General features: G+C 36.2%; 26 protein-coding genes. 7 read left to right on the plus strand and 19 right to left on the minus strand.

What is annotated here, in order from left to right; genetic code table 11:
* Positions 1-22 precede the first annotated feature (22 nt).
* From MHH51_RS19700 to MHH51_RS19775, 16 genes are all read right to left on the minus strand, one after another.
* A complete protein-coding gene (locus MHH51_RS19700; protein ID WP_339283151.1) occupies positions 23-247 on the minus strand; it encodes a phage holin in 225 nt (74 codons plus the stop codon).
* An 8-nt stretch (positions 248-255) separates the two neighbouring features.
* Entirely contained in the window at positions 256-549 is a 294-nt protein-coding gene (locus MHH51_RS19705) for a hemolysin XhlA family protein (RefSeq protein WP_339283153.1), read from the minus strand.
* 400 nt (positions 550-949) lie between these two features.
* Positions 950-1,222: a hypothetical protein gene (locus MHH51_RS19710; RefSeq protein ID WP_339283155.1), complete on the minus strand. Its 273-nt coding sequence runs from the start codon at positions 1,220-1,222 to the stop codon at positions 950-952.
* The gene (locus MHH51_RS19715) at positions 1,212-1,658 is read right to left on the minus strand and encodes a hypothetical protein (RefSeq protein ID WP_339283156.1); all 447 of its coding nucleotides are present in this window, start codon (positions 1,656-1,658) and stop codon (positions 1,212-1,214) included. Before MHH51_RS19715 ends, MHH51_RS19710 begins: the two co-directional genes overlap by 11 nt.
* On the minus strand, positions 1,655-6,235 hold the full coding sequence (locus MHH51_RS19720) for a phage tail spike protein (RefSeq protein WP_339283158.1): 4,581 nt from the start codon (positions 6,233-6,235) through the stop codon (positions 1,655-1,657). The genes MHH51_RS19715 and MHH51_RS19720 overlap by 4 nt, the downstream gene beginning before the upstream one ends.
* 131 nt (positions 6,236-6,366) lie before the next feature.
* Positions 6,367-7,065: a distal tail protein Dit gene (locus MHH51_RS19725; RefSeq protein ID WP_339283160.1), complete on the minus strand. Its 699-nt coding sequence runs from the start codon at positions 7,063-7,065 to the stop codon at positions 6,367-6,369.
* The gene (locus MHH51_RS19730) at positions 7,062-7,358 is read right to left on the minus strand and encodes a hypothetical protein (RefSeq protein ID WP_339283162.1); all 297 of its coding nucleotides are present in this window, start codon (positions 7,356-7,358) and stop codon (positions 7,062-7,064) included. Before MHH51_RS19730 ends, MHH51_RS19725 begins: the two co-directional genes overlap by 4 nt.
* A 49-nt stretch (positions 7,359-7,407) precedes the next feature.
* The gene (locus MHH51_RS19735; RefSeq protein WP_339283163.1) at positions 7,408-9,942 is read right to left on the minus strand and encodes a tape measure protein; all 2,535 of its coding nucleotides are present in this window, start codon (positions 9,940-9,942) and stop codon (positions 7,408-7,410) included.
* Positions 9,943-10,163: 221 nt separating this feature from the next.
* Positions 10,164-10,271 carry an SHOCT domain-containing protein gene (locus MHH51_RS19740; protein ID WP_339283165.1) on the minus strand — a complete coding sequence of 36 codons (108 nt, stop codon included), beginning with the start codon at positions 10,269-10,271 and terminating at the stop codon, positions 10,164-10,166.
* A 98-nt stretch (positions 10,272-10,369) separates the two neighbouring features.
* Positions 10,370-10,942 carry a bacteriophage Gp15 family protein gene (locus MHH51_RS19745; protein ID WP_339283167.1) on the minus strand — a complete coding sequence of 191 codons (573 nt, stop codon included), beginning with the start codon at positions 10,940-10,942 and terminating at the stop codon, positions 10,370-10,372.
* Positions 10,943-10,951: 9 nt separating this feature from the next.
* On the minus strand, positions 10,952-11,338 hold the full coding sequence (locus MHH51_RS19750; protein WP_339283169.1) for a hypothetical protein: 387 nt from the start codon (positions 11,336-11,338) through the stop codon (positions 10,952-10,954).
* A gap of 149 nt (positions 11,339-11,487) precedes the next feature.
* Positions 11,488-11,970: a phage tail protein gene (locus MHH51_RS19755; protein ID WP_339283171.1), complete on the minus strand. Its 483-nt coding sequence runs from the start codon at positions 11,968-11,970 to the stop codon at positions 11,488-11,490.
* 14 nt (positions 11,971-11,984) lie between these two features.
* On the minus strand, positions 11,985-12,371 hold the full coding sequence (locus MHH51_RS19760; RefSeq protein WP_339283173.1) for a minor capsid protein: 387 nt from the start codon (positions 12,369-12,371) through the stop codon (positions 11,985-11,987).
* A gap of 925 nt (positions 12,372-13,296) precedes the next feature.
* On the minus strand, positions 13,297-13,821 hold the full coding sequence (locus tag MHH51_RS19765) for a hypothetical protein (RefSeq protein WP_339283174.1): 525 nt from the start codon (positions 13,819-13,821) through the stop codon (positions 13,297-13,299).
* Between the two features lie 168 nt (positions 13,822-13,989).
* Positions 13,990-14,229: a hypothetical protein gene (locus tag MHH51_RS19770; protein WP_339283176.1), complete on the minus strand. Its 240-nt coding sequence runs from the start codon at positions 14,227-14,229 to the stop codon at positions 13,990-13,992.
* A 48-nt stretch (positions 14,230-14,277) separates the two neighbouring features.
* Entirely contained in the window at positions 14,278-14,502 is a 225-nt protein-coding gene (locus MHH51_RS19775; RefSeq protein ID WP_339283177.1) for a DUF739 family protein, read from the minus strand.
* A gap of 289 nt (positions 14,503-14,791) precedes the next feature.
* Between MHH51_RS19775 and MHH51_RS19780 the strand changes: the two genes are divergently transcribed.
* Together MHH51_RS19780 and MHH51_RS19785 are read left to right on the plus strand one after the other, a co-directional pair.
* A complete protein-coding gene (locus MHH51_RS19780; RefSeq protein WP_339283178.1) occupies positions 14,792-15,175 on the plus strand; it encodes a helix-turn-helix domain-containing protein in 384 nt (127 codons plus the stop codon).
* A 1-nt stretch (position 15,176) separates the two neighbouring features.
* The gene (locus tag MHH51_RS19785) at positions 15,177-15,650 is read left to right on the plus strand and encodes an ImmA/IrrE family metallo-endopeptidase (RefSeq protein ID WP_339283179.1); all 474 of its coding nucleotides are present in this window, start codon (positions 15,177-15,179) and stop codon (positions 15,648-15,650) included.
* Positions 15,651-16,240: 590 nt separating this feature from the next.
* Here the strand turns inward: MHH51_RS19785 and nagA are convergent.
* On the minus strand, positions 16,241-17,422 hold the full coding sequence (gene nagA, locus MHH51_RS19790; protein WP_339283180.1) for an N-acetylglucosamine-6-phosphate deacetylase: 1,182 nt from the start codon (positions 17,420-17,422) through the stop codon (positions 16,241-16,243).
* An 895-nt stretch (positions 17,423-18,317) separates the two neighbouring features.
* Between nagA and MHH51_RS19795 the strand changes: the two genes are divergently transcribed.
* The 3 genes from MHH51_RS19795 to MHH51_RS19805 all read left to right on the plus strand — a co-directional run bounded on the left by MHH51_RS19795 (position 18,318) and on the right by MHH51_RS19805 (position 21,445).
* A complete protein-coding gene (locus tag MHH51_RS19795) occupies positions 18,318-19,427 on the plus strand; it encodes a LysM peptidoglycan-binding domain-containing protein (protein WP_339283181.1) in 1,110 nt (369 codons plus the stop codon).
* A gap of 317 nt (positions 19,428-19,744) precedes the next feature.
* Positions 19,745-19,918, plus strand: a complete 174-nt coding sequence (locus MHH51_RS19800) for an adenylyltransferase/cytidyltransferase family protein (RefSeq protein WP_339283183.1) — start codon at positions 19,745-19,747, stop codon at positions 19,916-19,918.
* A 282-nt stretch (positions 19,919-20,200) separates the two neighbouring features.
* On the plus strand, positions 20,201-21,445 hold the full coding sequence (locus MHH51_RS19805; RefSeq protein WP_339283184.1) for an LCP family protein: 1,245 nt from the start codon (positions 20,201-20,203) through the stop codon (positions 21,443-21,445).
* A 71-nt stretch (positions 21,446-21,516) separates the two neighbouring features.
* Here the strand turns inward: MHH51_RS19805 and wecB are convergent, their stop codons facing one another.
* Positions 21,517-22,632, minus strand: a complete 1,116-nt coding sequence (gene wecB, locus MHH51_RS19810) for a UDP-N-acetylglucosamine 2-epimerase (non-hydrolyzing) (RefSeq protein ID WP_339286329.1) — start codon at positions 22,630-22,632, stop codon at positions 21,517-21,519.
* A 319-nt stretch (positions 22,633-22,951) separates the two neighbouring features.
* Entirely contained in the window at positions 22,952-23,509 is a 558-nt protein-coding gene (locus MHH51_RS19815) for a sigma-70 family RNA polymerase sigma factor (protein ID WP_339283186.1), read from the minus strand.
* Positions 23,510-23,883: 374 nt separating this feature from the next.
* Here MHH51_RS19815 and MHH51_RS19820 point away from each other — a divergent pair, with 374 nt between their 5' ends.
* Positions 23,884-24,114, plus strand: a complete 231-nt coding sequence (locus MHH51_RS19820; RefSeq protein WP_339283188.1) for a DUF1659 domain-containing protein — start codon at positions 23,884-23,886, stop codon at positions 24,112-24,114.
* A gap of 36 nt (positions 24,115-24,150) precedes the next feature.
* Positions 24,151-24,363 carry a DUF2922 domain-containing protein gene (locus tag MHH51_RS19825; protein WP_339283190.1) on the plus strand — a complete coding sequence of 71 codons (213 nt, stop codon included), beginning with the start codon at positions 24,151-24,153 and terminating at the stop codon, positions 24,361-24,363.
* The last annotated feature ends 120 nt before the right edge of the window (positions 24,364-24,483 follow it).

Raw genomic sequence — 24,483 nt, forward strand, 5'->3', positions numbered from 1 at the left:
CTCATCCATTTAGACCAGCTACTTATTTAATCAATCGATTTTGTTGTAAAACCTGTTTTTGCTGCTTACCTTTCCAGGTAATATAGTTGTTCTTAAACCATGTCCAAATACTTACAACAGTGGTTAAGCCTAAAGCAATGGCTTCCTCGCTAAAGACAGGGATAGCGTTTAAACCAGCCTTCTCCAGCCAGACATTTATCCAAACGATTACTAAGGCTATTGTTCTTACGATTGTTCCTTTGTCCATTTATTAAATCACCCTCCCAAAATATTAGCCACAGCCACACCAATTACACCAGCGACCACAGCTGTCACTAATGCTGTAATAAAAGCGCCCGTTATTTTACGCCTTATCCAATTTGTATCATCCTGAATAGCAGATAATGTTTTTTGTACATTCTCAATTTGACTATCCTGTCTGATATCGTTACGTTGTAGACCTTCCACGTCTTTTTTCATCAAATGGTAATTGCTTTTTAATTCATTAACATCTTGCTGCACTCTATCTTTCCATGCGTTCATATCTCTTATTTCCTCTTGTCGTGGCATAATCAACCCCCTACTAGATCAGACATAAAAAAGGCTAGCAATAGCGCTAGCCTCATAAAAATAGCCTCATAGGCTAGAAAATTGAGTACCGCAATCTTTCGGTTCAATACATGAAAATAAAACCAACAAATCAGCTTAAAATATCGCTACTAGAGCTATAATAAAGGCATACCTTTTCTTTTCCATCATCGATTCAAAATGAACTTTAAATATTTTAAATCCAATAAGGATAAAATTGAAAGGGGTTGAGATAAAAGCATTTCAATCTAGTAAATTCCGAACATGAATTGTGCAAATATCCGTTTAAAAAATATACTTCGATTCCCATTTACTAATTCTCCCCCCACCCTATTCCTACATTGACATGACAAGAGGAAAATTAAAGCATAAAAAATAACGCCTACTCAGCGTTTTCTTCTTCCCCTTCTGATTCTTGTTCTCTAGCTGTCAGTTGTTCGATAACTTTATCTTTAATAAGTGCAGGAATGCGGTTGTCCACGCCTGCCATAAAATAATCCATTAACGGGATATCAACCCGGCCGTCGACATTTAAATATTCATTATCGATCCCATCTCTAGGTCCAGAACCTCGAAATGTTACCAGCCTTACTTGTTCGCCATACCGTTCAACATTTTTTGAACTTTGCTCCGTAAAAGTATAATTATTCATCACTGTCAATCTCCTCCTCTTTGTTTTCTTCATTAGCAATTTCGAAAGCTTCTGCGAAAATAAAATGTGCTTCTGCCTGCTGTCCGGATAATTCCTTGTCAAAATCATTAACTAACTTTTCAACGGTTTTAAGCGCTGATTCAAGATTTTTATCATCAAGTACAAAATATTCTTCAAATAATGCTTTATGGGCTTCATTAAACTCTTTCTTTTCTTTAATTATCGGCTGTCCGTTATCAAGGAAGATAATCTCACCTTGATCATCCAATTTTGCATAATCTTTTAAGAGGCTCACCTCTTCTTCCCGGACTTCTTTATCCTTTTCAGCTAACGTTTTAACAATGCGCATACGATGTACATTTTTCTTTCCTTTTACTGACACTGTATTCTGTAAAAAGTCTGCTACATTTCGTAAGTCCTTGTTTTGTAATGTGATCATGCTACCAGCTCCTCTAATTCTTTTACTCTATTTTCTAATTTGGTTACTTTATTTTTCAGCACTTGATACTCAATGCGCTGCCAATTGATTTCTTCGTTTAGTTTTGCGTCAATTTCCTGCACGCTTTTTATCAACGGAATAGTGAACTGCTCATACTTAACTCCAAAATATCCATCTTCATCCAGCGTTAAGATAGAGTGTTTAGTGTGCTCTATGCCGGATGATTCCAGAGCAGGAAGCAATTGTTGGGCTATTACGCCTAATTGTATAGGTTTATACCCTAAATCGTTACTAGCCTGTTTAAAATTGAACGTTTTAGTCTCTACCCGATTTATAAAGTCTAGACCTAAAGGATTGTCTGAAATATTCTCTTTAAGCCTCTCATCAGAACTGACGTTTGGCGAGTTAGAAAGGTAAAGCTGTTGAAATCTCCAACTAGGCCTACCTAAAGCGTGATTTTCCGCTGAATGTGTACCTCGAAAATGCATAAGACCATTTGTATAGGTCAGCTCAGCAGTGAATCCTCTTGAGCTGTATCCCGAAACAGCGCTACGCAGCACGATACTTCCTGTAGAATAGATAGAATTTACATATAATCTTTGGAAGTGCTGTCCAGTTGCCCCTAAGTCGTAGTTATAAGTGCCGGAACTTATGCCTCTTAACACTTTTCGATCTCCTCGTATGTCAAACATAAATCCCCACTCAAAAGCTGTCGCACTATTCCTTACATCGAACCGATGCCCCACAACTGAGTTACCAATGCCATCTTCATGGTATCTTTGCATTCTATTAGCGATAAATCCGGAAAAGTTATCCTGATCTCTTGGGTTTACGGCGTCATTTGTGCTTGCAGTACCCAAAAAAGCAAAAGGTAAGGTATCGTTAATCGACCTACCTACACCTAATCCCGCAGTACCTCTCAAATTACCAGAATAATAAATCCTGTTACCGAAATGAGTAAACTCTATATCTGCTCCGTTGCCAAGCTTGAAGTTAGCGTTTTGCATCGTAAGACTACCAGTGTTTAAATTAAGATCCATATTGTTATTACTACTATTTAATCTACCAGCTGTTACTGTTCCTAGATTTGCTGATATAGCTGCCAAGTTAGCTGCGTTAATTTTGTCTGCATTTACGCTGGCTATCTTCACATTGGTAATAGCCGCATTTTCGATTTGAGCCGTGCCGATGATCGCTGTTCCAAGTTTCGCTCGTGTGATAGCACCATTTGCGATATGAGCGTTTTGGATAATAGCATCATCAATCAAAGTTAAGCCATCCAGATGGATAAGGTTACCACTTATGCGGATTCCTTCTTTTTTAAGGTTGATTTCAGACACAATCCCGTCAACGTCTACCTTAACTTCAAGTTCGTCGGCTAATTGAGTGATAGAAGATTCAGCTATACTCATTCTTTTATTTAATTCATCTTGCGAAACTCTGTAATCACTTGGTATGGTACCGAACTCCAACTGAACATGCTCAACTTCCAACCTACCAGTTGACGTTAATTCAAATACAAAATTATTGTTACCATTTTTAGTTACTTTAAAATACTTCGTTTCAAAATTACTCCCAAATGTTTCAGATGAAGAATTTACGCCAGTACCAAACCTAGTCCTCATTGTCCCAGTTCCCGATACTGTTCTAGCTTTTACTTGAGCTACCAAATTTCTATTATTATCTATCCCCTCACCTATGCCTATCTTAAGAAATGAAGGATTAGAATTTGATGACTTTTCAATTATTAAATTACCATTCTCTTGAGTTACTGTATTCCCTGCACTTACTCCGTTTTGAAAGTTCCATTCAGTTAATCCTTTACTAAAATCACTGTTAGTTAGCAGGTTAACCGAACCAATCTCAATGGTACTAACAGTCTGCTCTATACCCTCTGCAAAATTACGAACATCAGCAAGAGACTGCCTTATATTGCCAGTTTCTTGGTTGTATATTGTTTTAGTGACACGCTCGTTAATTTCTTCAGACATGACGTTAATACGTGCTTGAGCACTAGTAATATCACCTTCAATATCGATAATTGACTCGGCTTGTATTCTGACTTCCCGGCTGTTTTGCTCTATTAGTGTGCTATGGTGTTCTTGGACAAATAGGATGTCTTCGGGAGCTGGTTGCCAACCAGTCTTTTTATTTCCTTCCTCCAGCTGTAAATCCCATACTTCAATTACAAAAGGTTCACTATAACTCGGACGATTAGGCTGTAAATAAAATGGATGATTGTTATTTTCAACAGCATTGATACTGGTTGTAAAATAAATTACATATTCATGCTCGTCAGCACTATTATTATAATTTGTGTCACCATTGTTCCAGCCACTAAGAGTATCAAGAAGCACACCGTCTTTATAAACTTTTTCAATACTTGATTGCGCATTTCTATGACCAGCAATAGTGTATACTGTCCCACTGACTTTTTTAACTTTAAAAGAAACAACGTATTCAGTACTGTTTTTAAACTGTGTTCTATCAATATATAATCCAGCATTTGTACTGCCGCTAGCGTTGGCGAGAGTGTATTTATAACCATCCCGAGTCATTGAGCCAACAGACCACTTTTTCACCGCGTTTATAGACGCTAAATTCCTGCTGCTAATCTCAATCCCTTCAATAGCATCTCTTACAAAGGTTTCACTAACCTTACTCTGCAAACCTTCATCCAGTATTTCTAGCCATGTTTCATGACCTCTTATTTCGCCATCAATACGATTGATTTCAGTGCTATCAGCTTTAAATTCAAGACCTCGTTCAGTCTCATCAATACGGACACTATACTCTCGTAAAATATCTTCCGTTTCGTCAGCGCGGCTGATTAAGTCGGCAGCTCTCTGATTAAGATCTGTAACCCTGTCATCGAGTAAATCTGTACGGATATCTAACTCCCCCATGATTCCATCCCGTGCAGACTGTATTTCTTCATCTGTATAAATTCGAGCTTGTTGATGGATCAAGTCTTTGGCCTCTTGAGATATCTGGTCAAAATCAATACCATTCTCGCCTATAATATCACTTATTCGATGGAGTTCACGCATTCTTTCTGCGATTTCTGGCCCCCAAAGTATATCCTCATCCATAATCCGTTGAGTAGCCGCTCGAACCTGTACACTCCAATCAGACGATCTTCCATGATAGTTAACTGCTCTCACTCGGTAATACCATACCTCATCTGTACCGACAGTATGTGCAAATGCACTTACATCACCACGCCATAAAAGGTGTTGGGTATCCGGTACAAAATCCTCTGTACGACTTCCATATACCTCATAATGTTTAATAAACATTTCATCAGCATACTGCCAGTACAGCTGGATAACTTCAAATCCTCCATATGCTTCCAGATTTACTGGTGTGCTAGGCTTTCGGTCAGGGTAGCTGTTTTCATCAATTCTGGCGCTTGGAGGACGGCTTTTTATCCCTTCAACTTCACGTTCCAAGCTATCAAGACGGTTATCTCCAAGATCTAGGAATTGCCCCATCTCTACGATCATCGTACCTTCAATATCCAGCAGGTCATATTCCATCGCTATTACTCTAGCCTGGATCTCTATCGGTCTGGTAAACTTACGATCAATCGCCTGGCATGTATCTCCTAAGCTGACCTTTTCATCGAACAGCTCAATAGATAGACGATAATTTACTTCTGGCATCTTCGCTTTTTGCAGCGACTCCCATGTCGCATTTAACAGCTCTGAAGGGTCTTCATAATCCTGGTTACTATAAGTGCCATCACGATGTCTTTTTTCACCGTCTTCTAAAATTCCATACTTATCAAGTGCATCAGAGTCTCCTACCCATTTTTGGCCCAGTGGCTTATCAACCGGATCTCCTCGATTTGTCCGCCACTCCACATCACCAAAATCAATATACCTGGTAGTATCGTCATTTTCCGTTTCCAGACTGGCCCCTTGCCCATACAATGCCGTCTTTGGATAAGAAAGAACTGTTCTTCCTATTTCAGTAGTATTGTGGTCAATTTCAAATCGTTGCCCATTTTCTGCCCCTAAGCGTTGAATAATCTTGACATAACAACCAGTGATTGTGTTTGTTGCCTCGTCAAAATTCACGATATCCTTAAACTCACCGCCCCAAACCTCAATGGTTTTCCAAATAGCTTCCGTACTGGATATATAGTAAAAGCTAGTGGTTGCTCTACCTAATTCAACCTCAACGCTTGCTTGCCAACGAGTACCTTCTACAGCAGCAGCTAATACAGCGTCTGCTGTCTGGTCAACGAATCGTCGATCTACTACAATATGCTCGTTTAATTCAGCTAAAAAAGCTGGCTCACATGTCGCTATAGTTACTGGGCCATCCATATCATTACTATCATCTACTTCTTTAATATTCATTAAACGCCAGTCGCCTTCATGGTCTTTAAACACTACTTTGTTTTCTTCTTTGACATGCTCAGCAACCCTTTGGTCAGATTCAACGGTAAAAGAAAAGGGCTCTGTCGGAATGCTGTTTACCTCAATTCGGTAAGGCGCTTCGACAAGCCCTGTATCTTCAGATATGATTGTTAAAAGTTGTTCATCTTGAGAAAACACGAATAATTCCATAGGTTCACTCCTTTCTAGCAGGATATTCACTTTTCTGTATCAAGTCTAATAATTTAGAGCTGTAATATAATATGAGTAAAATTAACTTATGAAAAGCCAAATAATTTCTGAAAATACGTAATCGAATTTCACTAAAAATACCTTTCATCATACTTCAAGGTACAGTTATGACTTGCTCTTACCCGCAAATTCCCCGGACTCAAAAGCTCATAATTTGTTTTAAGCCTAATGGCATGTCTTAAATCTCTGTCATTCAGCCATACTTCTCTGCCCTCGTATTTGATAGTCAGACGATCACCTTCAATAAATTCATAACCAAGCAGAAGATAAAGTCCCTGATTTGTAATCAGCTCAAATTCATTTGTATTACCAGTAAATACTGTTTCAACAGTCCACGGTGCTTTGTCTTGACCAGTAATTGTATGATTTATATTTGATGAATTTATATTAATCGTTTTTTCTTCTCCAATCCGACGTCCATCAGGAAGATAAAAATTAATTTCACCGGTAGCACTATATGGACGTTCATCCAGCTCCATTGATTCATAATAGGCCAGATAATAACGATTTGGAATGTCTTTAAAACCTAATTTTTTGGGCTCTTCGTGAATAAGCCAATCGGATAATTCTTCTTTTAATTCTTCAATACGTTTATCTGGACTAATTATTTTTACAGGTACAGTGAATGTAAATCCTGTAAATCGTTTCTTTACAACTCGGCTCCCGCCTGTCGAATAATCAATTGTATCAAATTCAATAGGGGGAGAAGGAGGACGGAATAACTCCCGCCTCACCCGAATATAGCTTTTACTCTCTCCATTGAAAATCATGCCATGCCCCCTCTCGGTCTGTATTGCTTACGGTTATTTTGTCTCGCCTGTAAATGCGTGATATCATCAACTATTTCTCTGGCAATTTTCTTCGTTCCAACATAAATATCCATAATAACCGGCTGCTTACTTTCCTCCTCGTTATTCTTAACGAGCCACTTTCTATTCTCATCAATTACTTGTGTAGTTGATGCTTGAGTGGATAGATTACCAAGGGATACAGACGCTCCCCTCAACCGGTTCGTGATCTCAGGATTCATTTCATCAGCCAATTCCTCTGTTAAAGAACGCATTTCTTTTAACGGCTTACCGCTTCCCCGCTTAATATTTTTAGCAAGCGAATTAGTAACCAGGATACATAATATCCTTTAATGGTCCCTCTTTAGCAGGAGAGAATGGAAGGAAATCACGTATTTTTTGTACTACACCGCTGATTGCTCCTGTTACTTTACTAATGGCTCCTTTAATACCATTAGCAATTGATGTGACAATATTTCTTCCTGCATTAAAGAAATCACTAATCTTTCCAACAACTGCTCTATATGCATTCCCTATTCCTGTCGTTACGGCACTCGTTACACTTGAAAATGCGTTTCTAACAATTCCAGACAACGAACTAAAAATACTTGAAATCGTGCTGCGTATACCATTTACAACGGTTGAAATAGTTGATCTGATAGAGTTCCACACACTTGAAATAACAGATCGTATGGAAGACATGATTAAATTAATTGTACTTCCGATAGAGTTAAAAACATTAGATATAGTGTTTCCTACACCATTTACCACCGTAGTAATCACGTTGGTAATTGCATTCCAAACCGTTGATATAATGTTCCTAACAGTCATCATTACATTGGAAATAGTACTACGAATTAAATTAAACCCTGCAGATACTAGGTTTCTGGCATAATTTATACCAGCTTCGAATAGACTTTTCACTGTATTCCAAATGTTCGTTACGATGCCTCTCAGACCAGTAAATAACGATGTACCAAGCTTCAATATCTTACCGACAAACCATAGGTTAATTAAGCCCCATGCTGCCTGGACAGCACCTGATACGATTTGTTTAATACTATCCCATAAGGCTGACCAATTCCCTGTAAATAAAGCTGAGAAAAATTGGATAATCCCCGTTATCACATCAATAGCACCTTGAATGGTGTTTTTTATTGCATTCCAAGTGTCTATAATTAATGCCCGAATAATTGGCCATAATACCTGCATAATATTCCAAATTACATCCATTGCAACTTGAATAATATTTTGGATTACCGGAAATGCCATTTGGATAAAGTCCCATATTGCGGTAACAGCTCCTATAATAATTGCTTGAACAATACTCCATACATTTTGTGCAGCTTGTAAAATCATTTCTCCATGTTCATTCCAGAACGCTACTAATTGCGCCCATATCTCCATAACAAATTCAACAATTGCCGATACTGCAGTAATTATATTTTCGTATATGAATTCCCACACTTCAATAATTGTAACTAAAAGCACTCCATTTATTTCGGACCACCATTCTACTAAAGCTCCCCAAATGGTCATTACGAAATCTACAACAGACTGTATAATTGGTTGGATAAACTCAACGATGGTGGACCAGATATTTTGAAGCGTATCAAATATGGCCTGGTTATTGACCTCCCACCACTCTACAAACAATCCCCATAAGTTCATAACAAAATCCACTATTGCTTGTACAATAGGTATGATAAATTCTTGAATTGCTGACCATACGGATTGCATTGCATTACGTACAGTCTCGTTTGTTTGGTATAAATAAATCAAGGCCGCGATTAGTCCAACTATCAAAGAAGTCACTATAACAAATGGACTTTTAAACATGGTTGTATTTAATAATTCCATCACTTTATTGACTGCTATTATCGCTAATTGGACTTGAACCAGCGTGCCTACAATGGTTAAATAAGTGCCAAAAGCTGCTGCAATTCCAATGATAAGTGGAGCAAGCGGCTCTAAGAAAAGAGCAAAGCTTATTAATAAACCAATTACAGGAGTCATGACATCAGCCGCTATCTTAAATGCACTTTCGAATAGCCCACCTATGCCTTCTATAATTTGCCCGATAGATGGCAAACCATTGTCAGATAATAAACTATTTATAGAATTAATTATTGCAGCTATACCACTAGCCACTGCTGTTCTAGCACTATCAATACCCGTACCAATACCATCTGTGGCATCTAGAGCAATTTGTTGAAGGGCTGCTAAACCTCCGCCACCTTCTTCATTCAATTTGATTAGTCCATCTTGAAACGCTTCTACCGATATCGTTCCTTCTGATAAGCCTGATTCAAGTTCACCCATGGTATAACCCATATCCTTTGCTAATGCTTGCAAGGCCGGGCTCATACCATTGGCTATCATATTATTCCATGCGCCGCCATCTACCTTACTATTAGCAAACGCTTGTGATAGCTGCTGTACTGTTCCTTTTACTTGTTCAGAAGAGCCGCCAAAGCCAATAATTGCATTATTCATCGCTGAATAGAGTTGTTGCGAGCCTTCTAAGTCCCCGGTAGTTAAAGCTAACATCTGAACACCCTGTACAGCTTCTTCTAATGGAGTTGATAACCCCGTGATACTACCTACAAGATTGTCCAGCATGCTAGCAGAAGCACTCGCCGAAAAACCCATGTTTTGAAATACTTTATTAGCATTATTTAAAGTGTCTACTTGTTTGACAGCAGAAGATATTGAACCTTCGAACAAATTAAATACATCAACAGATTTAGCAATGCCATGAATACTTTTTAACATTTGTCCTAAGCTAACATTAGCTTGATTACCACTCTTGCTCACACGATCTAATTGCTTATCAATAACAATTTTTCCATCTGCCATTTATAAATTCACCTCCATACATATATATTTCATTGCACAGGAGCTCTACGGCTCTCTAACAATCTAATATCTTATTGACTGTTGCGCATTTAGGGCATTTTATTTCAGCAATACCCTTTATTTTTCCTAGTAATCTGTTACATTTTTTGCAGCGTATTTCTTTTAATTTCAATCTCTCACCGCCTTAAAAGGCATAAAAAATAGCCACCCGATTGAGTAGCTTAAGATAATAATTCTTTTTTCTTTTTATTAAATTCTTCTTCTGTAATTATGCCATCATCAAGTAGGGATTTAAATTTGCGTATTAAATCATCCCATTTTTCGGTCACAAACAATGCACAATGCTTTTAAAGCAAAGAATCCCACTTAATCATCCTCCGATACTCTTTATATTAACAGTATAAAAGAAATAACAAAGAGCAGAACATTATTCCAGTTTTAATTTATAAGCTTCTTTTGCTTTTTTTACTTCTTCCCGATGCTTTGCTGATCCTTTGCCTTTTGGAAGCTCCATAGTACGTATTTCAATAACTTCTTTAAACTTCGTATCTTGGCGTAATCCAGCAAGCAGAGCTTGAAATTTATACCAATGAAGTTCTCCCTGCGCCTCGATTAAGTCTATTCCATAATCTTGATAAAAAGAAGCATAAATGTAAGCCGCATCCTGCTTAATAGAATAGACCTTCTTTTTATCATCTTGACTACTTTCCATTGAAGGCATTGGATTCCCTTCAATATCTACTAACTTACTATCTTCTGTATCTTGTCCAACAGTAGATTTAAATATCTTATAGAAGATTTCTTCTTGTTCGTCCAAGCTCTTTTCTAGAGGCTCACCTAAAAACATTTCCAAACCTATGGTAATTTGATCTGCATCCGTAAGCTCATTATCATTAAGCATATCAAACAATCTTAACACGTTGTCAAAAGCAAGATTCACCTCATATATTTCTTCATTAATAACCACTGTATCATCAATGGAATAGGCTAGATTTAACATAGAGCATCACTACTTTTTATTCTTTTTCTTCACATACTTTTGCGCTTTTTCCTGCGGTGTTTCGACCACTCCCATCTCTTTTAACTCCTGGGTAATTCCTTCTGAAATTTTTATAAAATATTTTAAACACATGACTGTTGAGGGCGTTTGCTCAAAAATTTTATCGAATGCATTTTCATCATTCAAAAATAATTTAAAGCCTTCTTTCATCAATTCTTTCTTTAACTGCTCTTCATGCGCATCATTCTCAGGCTTTATATCTGCGTATTTCTTTTGTAACTTTGGTGCATCTACCCTTACTTTTTTAATCGATTCATCATCAACAGGAAACTCAAACTTTAAGTCTCCAATTTCAACAGGTATAAGCGGTTTTTCCGTTTGAATTTTAATAGCCATTACAGTTCATCACCTTTCGTATTATAAAATACTAGAGAGCAGCTTATTTGCTACTCTCTTCCTCTTCTTATGGATTGTCAGACCCATTCTCTTCCTCACTTGGCGGATTTCCAGGTTCGTCTCCCCCGCTGTCTTCTTCCGGGGGCTCATTAGGGAGTATCTTCTTCACTTGTCTTCTCTGGACGACGATCCCAACTGATAGAGCACTCAAATGCCGCATATTCCTGGGCTTCTCCACCAGTTACCTTTGGATCAATCACTGTAGCCCGTCCTTCAAGGGCATCTCCGTTTGTACGGACTTGTTTAAACATGATTTTACGATTTTCCCCAGTCTCGAATTCCAGCCCGGCAATAAACTTCATTGCCTCAATCTCATCATCATACATACCTTCAAAGGCATATGTCTTCTTCACACTGATAACATCATCCTCTGGCGTACCATCACCATCGTAAAAAGCCATGTCTTCTACTTCTTCTTCCGTATCATCTGTTACACTGGAAATCCATTTTGCCAGACGCAGCCATTCCACTTCCTCTGTACCATCCTCCGGAACAGCACCTACATAGTATTCTGTTTTCGCGTTCTTTTCCCGGCCAAAAAATTGAATGTTTAATTTTAATAATTCGCTCATAATATTCCATCTCCTTAGTAAATTGTAATTTTAGCAGTAATAGATAATTCATAAATAAAAAATCCCTGCTCATCATATAGAACTAATGCAGGGAAATCATTTATATTTATACTTTGAAATTTATAACTATTATTTTCGCTTGGTAAATCATCTAAGCTTTCCAGCCCCTTATAAATCCTGGTTAAGCTCTCCAAGCACTCTTGTCGATCTTTGCTTTTAGCTGTGACTTGTACATTGTAATTTTTATCTCTCGTACCGTCGAAATAAACTGTTTCATCGGCACTAGGTATAGAAGTGATTGCAATAAAGTCTTCATCATTCGATACTCCAATAACACTTCTGCTAAACAGATCCAAACTATTGATTTGACGGTTTAATTGTTGCATAAAGTCTGCTTTCATTTAGATCATCGTCCTTTTGATGATTTATTCCTTGACTCTGTTGTAAATTAAATTTGCTGTAACACCTCATCTTATTTAAGAACAGTAATGAATAATTCTGTTCTTAAATGTAGTTAAACGCTGCTTTATATGAGTTCTTTGTCAGCAGCTTCAATACGCATGGTTCCAACTATATCAATCCTCCCTTCAAAATATATTTTTTATTTTATAAAACGCGGCATCACCTCCTTAACGGCATATAGAATCTAGATATATAAAAATTAATGCTAATGAAAGAAAAAAGACACCCATAAATGGATGCCTCGTGTTCACAAGCTCATTTTCAAATAATGATGCTGTGATTTATTAAACTTTTCTATACTATCATACTAGCACCTTCATAATGACATAATCAAGACAGCTTTACGACAGGATGATTTTTCAAAGCTTATGGCTGATGCTCTTAAAAAATGAGTAAATCTAGCAGTTAACACCTGCCAAAAATAGTATTAACCAATCGCTGCGTCATATGCCAAGGACTAGAATCAGCAAGGTACATCTTTTGAACATTAAAGAACCACCAAAATGGCTATTCTTACATCATTTCTGTGGTTTTTGCTGTTAAGCGTAAGTTTATATTTTTCTATACTAGCATACTAACACCTTTATAATGACACTATCAAGACAGCTTTGCGACATGATCATTTTTCAAAGCCTATGGCTGATAAACTAAAAAGATAACTAATCAACCAAGAATGTAACACTCGTAATTAAAAACTGCGTACTCCTAGACATCAAAAAAAACCACGGAAGCAACTGTTATTACAGTATCTCTGTGGTTTTTACCATCAAACTTAATACTATGTTGTTGAATACCTTTATATTTTTCTACACTATCATACTAGCACCTTTATAATGACACTATCAAGACAATTTTACGACAATATCAATTTGCAAAGCTTATAGCTGCTACACCGAAAAAGATGACAGGTAAATCTTCTATAGCCTTTTTTAAATAGCGATGCACCGTACGTTCATCAATATTCTCTAATTCCGCGATTTGCGATATTGTATATTTTTGACTTGATAGATATCGTTTTTCTAACACTTGATAATATTTTAATTCATTTTCGTTGCATGAGCGTTTGTAAGCTTCCATTTTCCCCTGGATAAAGTAAACCATAGAAATTGATTTTCTTTTACTGCGTTTAATAGATTCTATAGACTCGACACTAATCGTTTCTATATCTAACTCTTGAATAGACGTTTCATTGAACTCCTCTAGGTCATCCATCAATTCTTCGCAGTGAAGTACCAGAGCTCTATAATTTTTCAAAAGCAGCTTAATATTATATAACCGGTAATCCTGTTTAATGACTTCACGCTTCTTCTCATCTTCTTTATACGTTTTAATTGCCTGTTCAGAAGCAACTTCAGTGATTAATTTTAATTGTTGATCGGTTAAATTCATTATTATCTTCCTCCTCAATCAGTTCGTTATATTTGATAAAAGTTTTAGGGATAGAAAACCTAGGTCCCTAATCTTTCTTTTTAATTCGGCTAAAATTACTGCGCAAGTTCTATAGGATTTGCTAAACATTCCAAGCAGGTAAAATATCAAAGCATCCAGCAGCCTCTTTTAAAACATATGGCGCCTCACATCTTCATTTATAGCTAATGTTCTTTGTCGATTCATTTTCTTTTGATTAAGCATTTTAAGATTCTCAAATGCATGATTAAGCTGATCTAAAATAGTATTTTTCAGCTCCCATTGACCACTTCCAGCAATTCTTAAAGCTTTTTCATTGATGCTTAGAATCCGATTGACTTCTTCCATTACATCATTATAGTCCTCTTCCAAGAAATGATCTTTAAGCATGTTTTCATCTCCTTTTCAGCGTAAATTGTTTATATAGCAACCTTTTGTTCAATTTTTTTGAACTTCATAATTAAAAAAATATCGTGGAATTTCACTACTGTCAATTTCAAGCAGTTCTATAGTTTTTGCAATTTCTACCTGTTTCCATCCAGCTTTTCCATTTAATTTTTGAGAAAGTAATTTTTCTGATAGACCCATTGCTTTTGCAAAGCTGTATTGGCTCCCATATTTCTCAACAATTTTGCTGTATAAACTAGAATAATTGAAATTCATCCTATCATTCTCCCTTTGTTCAATATTTTTGAACTTTAGTAAATCCTACCATTTAAATTATTTTCCGTCAACAACAAAGTTCAAAAAAATTGAATTTTTTCATTGAATAAAGTATCTACATTGTATATACTTAAATTATTCTACCAAATCATTTTTTCTTTCTATATGGTTGCGTCAGTTTTTAATGTTTATTATTTTACATAATCATAATACATCTCTGTACACTTTAAATAGAATTTGTATTATATAACAGGCATAAGCGGAAAATTTTGTAAGGGAGATTTTAATTATGAAATTAAGTACAGGTGAGCGATTAAAACAAATCATGAAAGAAAGAAATTTAAAACAAATAGATATACTTAATTTAACTAAAAAATACGCTCGTGATACTATAAAAATATCTAAAACAGATCTTAGCCAATATGTGAATGGTAAGACAGAGCCCAGGCAGGATAAATTATATATATTAGCTGAGGCTCTAAATGTAAACGAAGCCTGGTTAATGGGCTATGATACACATAAAGAAAGAATTCCTGCTGACAGAAGAGAAGTAGACGAAGATAAAATAGACACGATTGCTGCTCATCATGATGGAGAAGATTGGACAGAAGAAGAATTAAAAGAAATCGAGCGGTTTAAGGCTTATATACGTTCTAGAAGAAATGAGGAATAGTATGTATGAAAAATTATTAAAACATGCCAGTAAATATAATGTTGAGGTTTATGAGAAGCCTATGGTTAAAAATGTAAAGGGATTATATGCAGATAATATCATATGGATAAACAAAAACTATTTAAAAACCTCTGCAGACAAAGGCTCTATTTTAGCAGAAGAATTAGGTCACTACCATACTACAGTTGGGGATATCATAGACCAATCTAAGATTGCCAATCGAAAACAAGAGTTACGCGCCAGGACCTGGGCCTATGAAAAGACTATTCCTATATCAAAAATTATAGAAGCACATCGATTAAACTTGAGAAACAAATACGAATTAGCTAATCACTTAGAGGTTACCGAGTCGTTTTTAGAAGCTGCTTTGCAAAGATATAAAGAGAAATATGGTTTATCTGTTTATTATGATAACTATACGATTTGCTTTGATCCTTTGGGGGTAATTGAGTGGTTTGATCATAAAAATTTTTAACTGAAGAAGAGCAAACATTCTCTTTTGTTAATATATTAATTAAATGCAGTAAATAAAGATAGACTTAAAAAGAAATCTCTGTATGCTTGGAAAATAAATTGTGGTTATAATGTGGATGCTAAAAAATTGTTCTTATGGATGAACATTTATTCTAACGATGCACTTACTTCAGTAATAGAATGAGGAAAAGCGAGAATACAAGTATTCAACAACCAATCAAAAATTTCGTTTGAATAAACCGACGATTAAAACGGAAACAGAACTCATTAAATTTCGACTGAAAATACTTGGAACCAAATCGAGGATAGATGCCTTGAATATAAGCTTTCGCATTCTCAATAATGTTGTACAACATTATGTTTTAAGATTTCTAGATATACGAAGCTGGAGGAGTCGTAAATCAAATAATCTCCTGGATGATGATGGTTTGTTTCTGAGATATTGAAAAAACCAACGACATTGCTTTGGGTATAAATGGTATATCGTATTCCTGCTTGAACAGCAGGAATAACGACAATATCACGAACGATTAAAATATTCACTAAAAAAACTATATATTCTTCTTAATCAAACGTTTGAACAAACCATTCTCACTTTTGATAAGCAACTTTTCCTCTACAAATGGTATACACAATATTCATCTCATCATTTAATAGTACAAAATCCGCATCCTTACCAGCATCAATACTGCCCTTTCTATCAAAGATACCTACCTGTTTCGCCGGGTTCTCTGCAGTCATCTTTACAATATCCTCAATTTCAACCCCATCTAACTTAAGCATAATTTTCACTGCATCAATCATTTTCAGAATGCTCCCTGCTAAAGAGCCATTATCCAATGTAGCCTGACCGTTTTTCACTTTAACAGGCTGTCCGCCCAGTTCATAATCTCCGTCTTCCAATCCTTTTGCCCGCATAGAATCTGTTATCATAATGATTCGATCAGATCCAACATTATCAAAAATCAGCTGCAACATCTCTGGTACAACATGGATGCCATCTGAAATCAATTCTGCGCGTAAATCCTTCAATTGGAATGCTGCTCCAACTGCTCCTATATCACGATGATGAATCCCATTCATTGCATTACATAAATGTGTCAGCTGTCTAACTCCTAATTTTACAGCATCTTTTACCTGTCCAAAAGAAGCATTTGTATGACCGGCAGATACATTAACACCTGATTTATATAGTGTTTTTATGAATTCACCAGTTTTATCATGTTCTGGAGCCATTGTAATTGTCCGAATTTGTCTATTTGCATCCTCTTGCCATGTCATAAATTTATCTAAATCCGGTTCTGTAATATGTTTCTTTGGCTGTGCCCCCGCTTTAGATACTTCTACAAATGGCCCTTCTAAATGGACTCCAACTAAATCGGCACCTTTCTTTTGTTCACCCGCTGTCCAGGCAGCAACATTTTTCAATGCATTTGAGATTTCTTCATCTGATTGTGTGATTGTAGTAGCGAGATAGCTTGTTGTCCCTTCTGATGGCAGTTTATCTGCAAGTGTTTGCAAGGCTTCTGGTGTGGCATCCATTACATCGACACCATATCCTCCATGAATATGTGCATCAATAAATCCTGGAAGCAATATTAATTCGTTCTTTGCATCAATAACTTTTCCATCAAATGAAAAGTCGCTTAACTCTTCTTGCTTAAAAATGCGTGTTATTTTCCCGTTCTCTGTAATAATGGATACGTTTTTTACAACTCCTTGTTGCAGATAGGCTTCCTTTATATTTTTTATAAGTAATGTTGATTGTCCCATAATATATTTCCTCCGTTCTTTATTTAATGATTTATGTAATGCTTTTATTATAACGCTATCTGCTAAATAAATGAATTTTTTGTTGTTATTTCCCGGGAAATGAAATGATTTATCGGAAATTAGAAAGTATTGCTCTTCTATTATATAAACGAATAAACGAGCAGAGAGGATGTATTTTATATAGAAAGAATATAATCAAAATAGAAAATAATGTATTCTTGTTAAGCAGGTTTACTAATCAAAGTATTTTTCTATACCTTTACCAGATTAAACATTATTAAATTTTTTCACCATTTTCTAGATATAATCTGTAAAGCTTTCCAATACAAAAATGACTTCATATATACTTCTCTATTACTATCTTTTTTCATCAACAACAGAACTATTGACCTAATTTAACTTTCCATCATTTTATAACATTCTTTTAAAATAGTTCTATGTGCCTTGTTTCAGAAACATTACAAACATGTTACAAATTAGTATATCATCTACCATAATTATCTATAAAACGATATACTTTTATAAAGATGTATTTACTGGAATTATTTTTATAGACAGATTACTTTTTTGTATTGTGTCTGTAATTAAATAAACTAGTAATACCTCATTATAAAACTATTAAACCACACTCTAACATTACAATTGATATTCATCTGTGGGTAAAATACATCTTGTTGTCCTATGTCGAATATGCAATTTGTTCCTGTACCAAGATTGTTACGTATGTATTTAAAGATTTTCTTCTTCATTTAATCGTACGGGCAAGGCTTCAGAAGATAGTAATGTAACTATTATTATTTTCTTTAGAGCATTCCTCTTTGGTCTCCATACAAATCATATTCAACACACATCTAACAACACCCCGAACACTAAAATCTAAGGAGGAAATGCACAAATGACAAACAAGAAAATACTTTTATCTGTTACTGCATCTGCAGCAATCGCATCTGCTTTTATAGCTACAGATAGTGCTGATGCAGCATCTTACAAAGTAAAAAGCGGCGACAATCTATGGAAGATTGCACAAAATCAAGGAACAACCGTTTCCAAATTAAAATCTCTTAACAACCTTTCTTCGGATATGATTTTTCCGAATCAGGTTTTAAAAACATCAGGATCTGCGAGCTCTAATTCAAGTTCTAGCTCCAACAGTTCCAGTTCTAATTCCGGATCAAGCAGTTCTGGCGGAAGTACATATACAGTGAAATCTGGCGATACATTAAGCGGTATTGCGCATAAACACGGTATTTCTTTAAACAACTTAATGAGTTGGAACAATTTATCTACTACATTAATTTATCCAGGAAATAAATTAAGCGTCAGCAGTGGCGGTTCCAGCAGTTCTGGCTCAAGTTCTAATTCAAGCTCTGGATCTAATTCTTCCAGCTCTAGTTCAAGCTCTTCTTCTGGTACTTATACTGTAAAATCTGGTGACAGTCTTTCTAAAATCGCGAGTCAGCAAGGTACTACTGTATCTAACTTAAAATCTATCAACAATTTATCATCTGATTTAATTATTGTTGGCCAGAAATTAAAAGTGAATGGCCCCGGCAGCTCCAGCTCTAATAAGAGCTCAAGCAGCAGTTCTAGTTCCAGCAGCAATAGCTCTTCCAGCAATTCATCATCCAGTGCAGGTTATGATGTAAATACACTTATTTCAACTGCACAAGCTCAGACTGGAAAGCCTTACGTATGGGGCGGACAAACTCCAAGCGCCGGTTTTGATTGCAGTGGTTTCATCTATTATGCATATAACCAGGCTGGAAAAAGCATAAGCCGTACAAGTGTTGCTGGGTTCTATGACAGATCTTATACCGTCAGCAGTCCGCAAGTGGGAGATTTAGTATTCTTCTCTGGAACATATAAATCCGGTCCTTCCCATATGGGTATCTATGTTGGAAATAATCAGTTCATCCATGCAGGTTCATCTACCGGTGTGACAACAACATCTCTGGATAACTCTTACTGGAGCTCACATTTCGATAGCTTTAAACGTTTTTATTAATCTCATATAATAATAGAATAAAAAGTCTGTACCTGTCGAAAAATAGTTGGTACAGACTTTTTGTTATTTATAAAATGGATATTCTATCACTGAAAGTTTTACAGTTTATTCATCTTCTTCTATACAAAAGGCAAGGCTTTCCGAATCAATTCCCCTGAATACTTTCAAGAGAAAAATATTATGAATAATACAAAATATATAATTTATAATGTAAGCTTGAAATTTTATAGTGGTTGAAAAAAAGCAAATTTTTTGTCGCTCTCATTTATTCTTTTAACTTCTCTTATGTTACTATTATTTTAATAAGCTTTTAGGAGGTGGAAATAGTACGTACTATTATCACTTATGGAACTTTTGATTTATTATATGTAAGCCATGTAAATTTATTAAAGCTTGCAACAAAAATAGGAGATTATCTTATTGTAGGATTATCCACCGATTATTTTAATATACTTGAATATAAGAAGTTTTTTTATTCCAATGACAATTGAAACATCATCCGTGAATCGATACGTCTGTTATTAGGAATAATTGGAAAGAAAAATTTGATGATTTGTGTTCATTTTACGAAGTCATCTACCTCCTCGGACAGACAGTATCTCCTCCACAATTTTCAAAGAAAATTCAAGAGATGACAGCTAGGTATTTGGACATATCGACAAAAAAGGACATGTAATGTAATTGTAAATTTACTAATCGATTATTTCATAGTAAAATTAAATGTGGTTTATCAAGAAATGAGTCCATATTTCTTGTAAAAAAGGAGATTTGTAATGTCAAAACATAAAAAGGTGCAGAGTCGCAGAGTGATGCGAAAAAAGCGCAAACTTAGAAAAGGTATTTTAATTCCCTTAGTTGTTGTGGGCTTAGCTCTGCTGGCTGTTGTTGGTTATGGAAGTTATTTATATGTCAAAGCAAATAATGCTGTCAGTAATTCTTATGAAGATGACGGCCGTGATAAATCGGATTTAAGGGATTTTGAAGTTGACCCGAATATTGATAATGTTTCTGTCCTTATTATTGGCGTTGATGAAAATGAAAAACGTAATAATGCAGAAACCTCCCGTTCGGATACCCTTATGTTAGCAACCTTTAACAAGGATGAGAAAAGTGTTAAATTAGTTAGTATCCCTCGTGATACACTTGTATACGTGCCAGAAGTGGGACGCGAGGATAAAATCACACATGCCCATGCCTATGGCGGTCCAAAGGCAACGATTGAAACTATTGAAAATTTAATGAATATTCCAGTTGATTACTATGTACGTGTTAATTTCCACGCTTTTGTAGATGTCGTGGATTCAATTGGCGGCATAGATATCGATGTGCCATTTGAGTTTACAGAGCAGGATTCTTCGGATACAGCAGGAGCTATCCATCTTTATCCTGGAGAACAGAAGCTTGATGGTGAAGAAGCATTAGCATTCGCACGAACTCGTAAATTGGATAATGATATTGAACGTGGAAAACGGCAAATGGAAGTTGTTAATGCCGTAGCAGATAAAGCAACCTCTATCGGATCGGTTTTAAATTTTGATGATCTTATTGCAGCAGTTGGCAGCAATATGAATACAAATATGTCATTCAAAGAGATGATGACCTTTATAACTTTCGGAACTGGTGGGCTAGACATCGAAAGCTTTACCTTAGAAGGAAGTGATTACCAGCCGGGTTCTACTTATTATTGGCTGCTTGATGAAATAGCTTTAGAACAGACAAGAGCTATGCTTCAAGACCACTTGGAGATTTCTAGTTCTCTTGCTGAAGATGAAGAACAAACAACTAACGAAGCAGAAGGACAGCAGGATGAACCTGGTCAAGGAGAAGGTGAAACATACCAGGATCCTAATGGAGAATCAAATACGGAAGAGGGAATCTATCAAGAGGATGACTCTTATCAAGACCAAGGAGAGACTTACCAGGAAGAAGGCACTGATCAAGAACAGGGCGAAACCTATCAAGAAGAAGAACCATATGAGGAAACAGACGAATATAATTCAGATGGAAGTCCTTATTAATAAAAAAATCCTTTCCAGAAACAGCTGGAAAGGATTTTTTTGGTATATATTGATACTTATCATTTCATAATTCAATTCTTGAAATAGTCAAGAATTGAATCTGCTATTCTACGTGACGCCTCACCATCCCCATAAGGATTCGAAGCCTTTGCCATCTGATCATATTTTTGCTGGTCACTTAATAATTCATTTGCCATATTAAATATCGTATCCTCATCAGTCCCAGCTAGTTTTAATGTCCCCGCGTCAATTCCCTCAGGACGCTCTGTCGTATCTCTCAATACTAGTACAGGAACACCTAATGATGGAGCTTCTTCTTGTACACCACCAGAATCTGTTAGTATTAAATGTGCATGAGCGGCAAAGTTATGGAAATCGACGACATCAAGTGGAGAAATCAATTTAATACGATTATTATTTCCCAAGACTTCATTTGCTATTTCCTGAACTGCTGGATTTAAATGTACAGGATAGATAACTTGAATATCATTATGTTCCTCTACTAACCGTCTAATCGCCCTGAACATCTGCTTCATATTATTACCCAGATTTTCTCTACGATGTGCTGTCATCAAAACAAGACGCTTATCACCCAGCTCATCAAGAATCTTACTGGAATACGTTTTATTAACTGTCGTTTTCAAAGCATCAATGGCCGTATTTCCTGTCACAATTATTTGTTCCGCAGGTTTATTCTCATCCATCAAGTTTTTCTTTGATTTTTCTGTAGGTGCAAAATGTAAATCAGCTATTACACTGGTCAGCTGTCGGTTCATTTCTTCAGGAAATGGAGAATATTTATTCCATGTACGCAACCCTGCTTCTACATGCCCTACTGCAATTTGATTGTAATAAGCTGCAACAGAAGCTGCAAAGGTGGTACTGGTATCGCCATGAACTAGTACAATATCTGGCTGTACCTTCTTCATCACTCCATCCAAACCTTCTAAAGCTCGCGTTGTAATTTGTGTAAGTGATTGCTGCTTTTTCATGATATTCAAATCAAAGTCTGGAGTTATCCCGAATATATTCATCACCTGATCTAACATTTCTCTATGTTGAGCCGTCACTGTTACAATAGACTCGAACTCCTCTGTACGTTTGTTTAATTCAAGCACAAGCGGTGCCATTTTAATCGCTTCAGGTCTCGTCCCAAAAATAGTCATTACTTTAATACGCTTTGTCAAAGCTATCACTCCAAGTACATACATTAATTGTAAAGAATAGTTATCCTTCTCATTTAATATTTCTAACATCATTATAGCAATCTTTTATTGATTATAAAAATCCTAACCATTACAACACCTGCAATTAAATGTACCAAGGTAAGCCTGAGCTAATTAAGCAGGAGACATAGACCGCTCTACAATCAGATTTTCGAACATTAACAACCATCCCCCATTAATTTTGAGTAGAATCATCCTATATCGTTAATGTGATTGACTGTAGCGGATTAAACGGCTTTTAAATTCTTCTGCAATTTCGGTTTCACGCTGTTCTTTCCTATTATTGTCTGTCCCAATCCATATTACGTAGTTTACGCTTTGCACTTTTCGCCCAGCTTTTTACTGCTTCTAAGCTTACTTGTTCCTTCTCAGCAATTTCCCGATTGGATAAGCCTTCTACAATAGCATAGCTGAACCAAATCTTTTGTTTTTCACTCAGTACAGCTGTTAATTCAGAGAAACCGTTTTCATTTATTTGAGCTATAGTTTCTTGTGGATTAGATTCTCCTTCCTTTTCGGAAGGTATTTTATTCCCGTCCATATAGTTTCCAGTTTGTGTCTCACTCTTAAACTGAATACCCAGCTGTTCAAAATACTTTCTTTCCACAATTGATTGGCGGAGCACATCAACTAAGCGGTTACGAATTTGAAAATTCATGTATGTAGTTAATGGCCCTTTATCCGGATTATAATTTTCATAAGCTCTCCACATTGCTACAAGCCCTTCTTGAAAGTAATCTCCCTCCTTTGCATCAATTTGCAGCCTTGCCATTTGGTAGTATACTCTACGCTGATTCTGTTCAATAAAATCCTCCAGCTCCCACTTTTTCTTTGTCATTGTTCATTCCCCTTTCCGTTAAGATATTTTTAATCTAGCAGGATACACATATTTTGTCACATTACCTTTTTACCATATTTCTCCGTACAAAACGGCTTTTTGGTGAATAAAAACGTTATTTTAACCCTTAAAAACCCCATTTTTTATACTTTCCAGGTCTCAAAACCGGGATTTGATCTTTTTGCCAACTTTTTTATCGACAATTTTCGACTTTCTTATTTGTTCAGCATACTATTCCCCTTTTATATAGTTGCTTTGCAGGCATTTCATCTTATCTTTCCGAATGATTTTTTAGAAAAAGCAAAGATTTTTTCGAAGCATGCCCCTTTTTTTGAACGAGAAACGACTATAGGGGTGAGAGGAGGTGAGGAACAATGGCAGTTGCTCAATTAACTGAATCTGTTTTGCAGCTTACTTTAAATGAAGGTTTCGATCCAATTTCTGGAGAGTTTATCCTGAAGCAAAAAAGATTCAATAATGTAAAACCAGAGGCCACTGCTGAACAGCTCGTTGAAACGGCAAGCGCATTCGCATCTGTTCAGCAGCATGAGCTCTATGGTGTAAGTCGCCGTGATGTTTCAGAAATTCGCGAAGACGAAGCCTAAGCTCTGAATTTACCCAGGAAAGGAGGTGAGGAAAACATGAGAAAGCTCGAACTGAAGTTTTTGAATGAAGAGGGGAAGGTTGTAACCTATTCGTTAGATCATCCGGCAGAACCGGCCAATCCGGAAACCATTCAGGAGGCAATGGATGCTATTCTTCGTGAAAATGCTCTTTACTCCACTGGCGGGGAACTAACTGAAATACACAGTGCCCGCATTGTTGAACGTATTGTAGAAGAGATTGAATTATAATCCTTCTCATGTTTAAAAGACCCTTGCCCGTGAGGAAGCTCTCCTCACGGCATTGTCTTTTATAGAAAAAAAGAACACCTTCATCGTGTATCAGCTTGCTCTTGGAAATGAATTAAATAA

It is taken from the genome of Oceanobacillus sp. FSL K6-3682 (genome assembly GCF_037976165.1).
Classification (GTDB): Bacteria; Bacillota; Bacilli; order Bacillales; family Amphibacillaceae; genus Oceanobacillus; species Oceanobacillus sojae.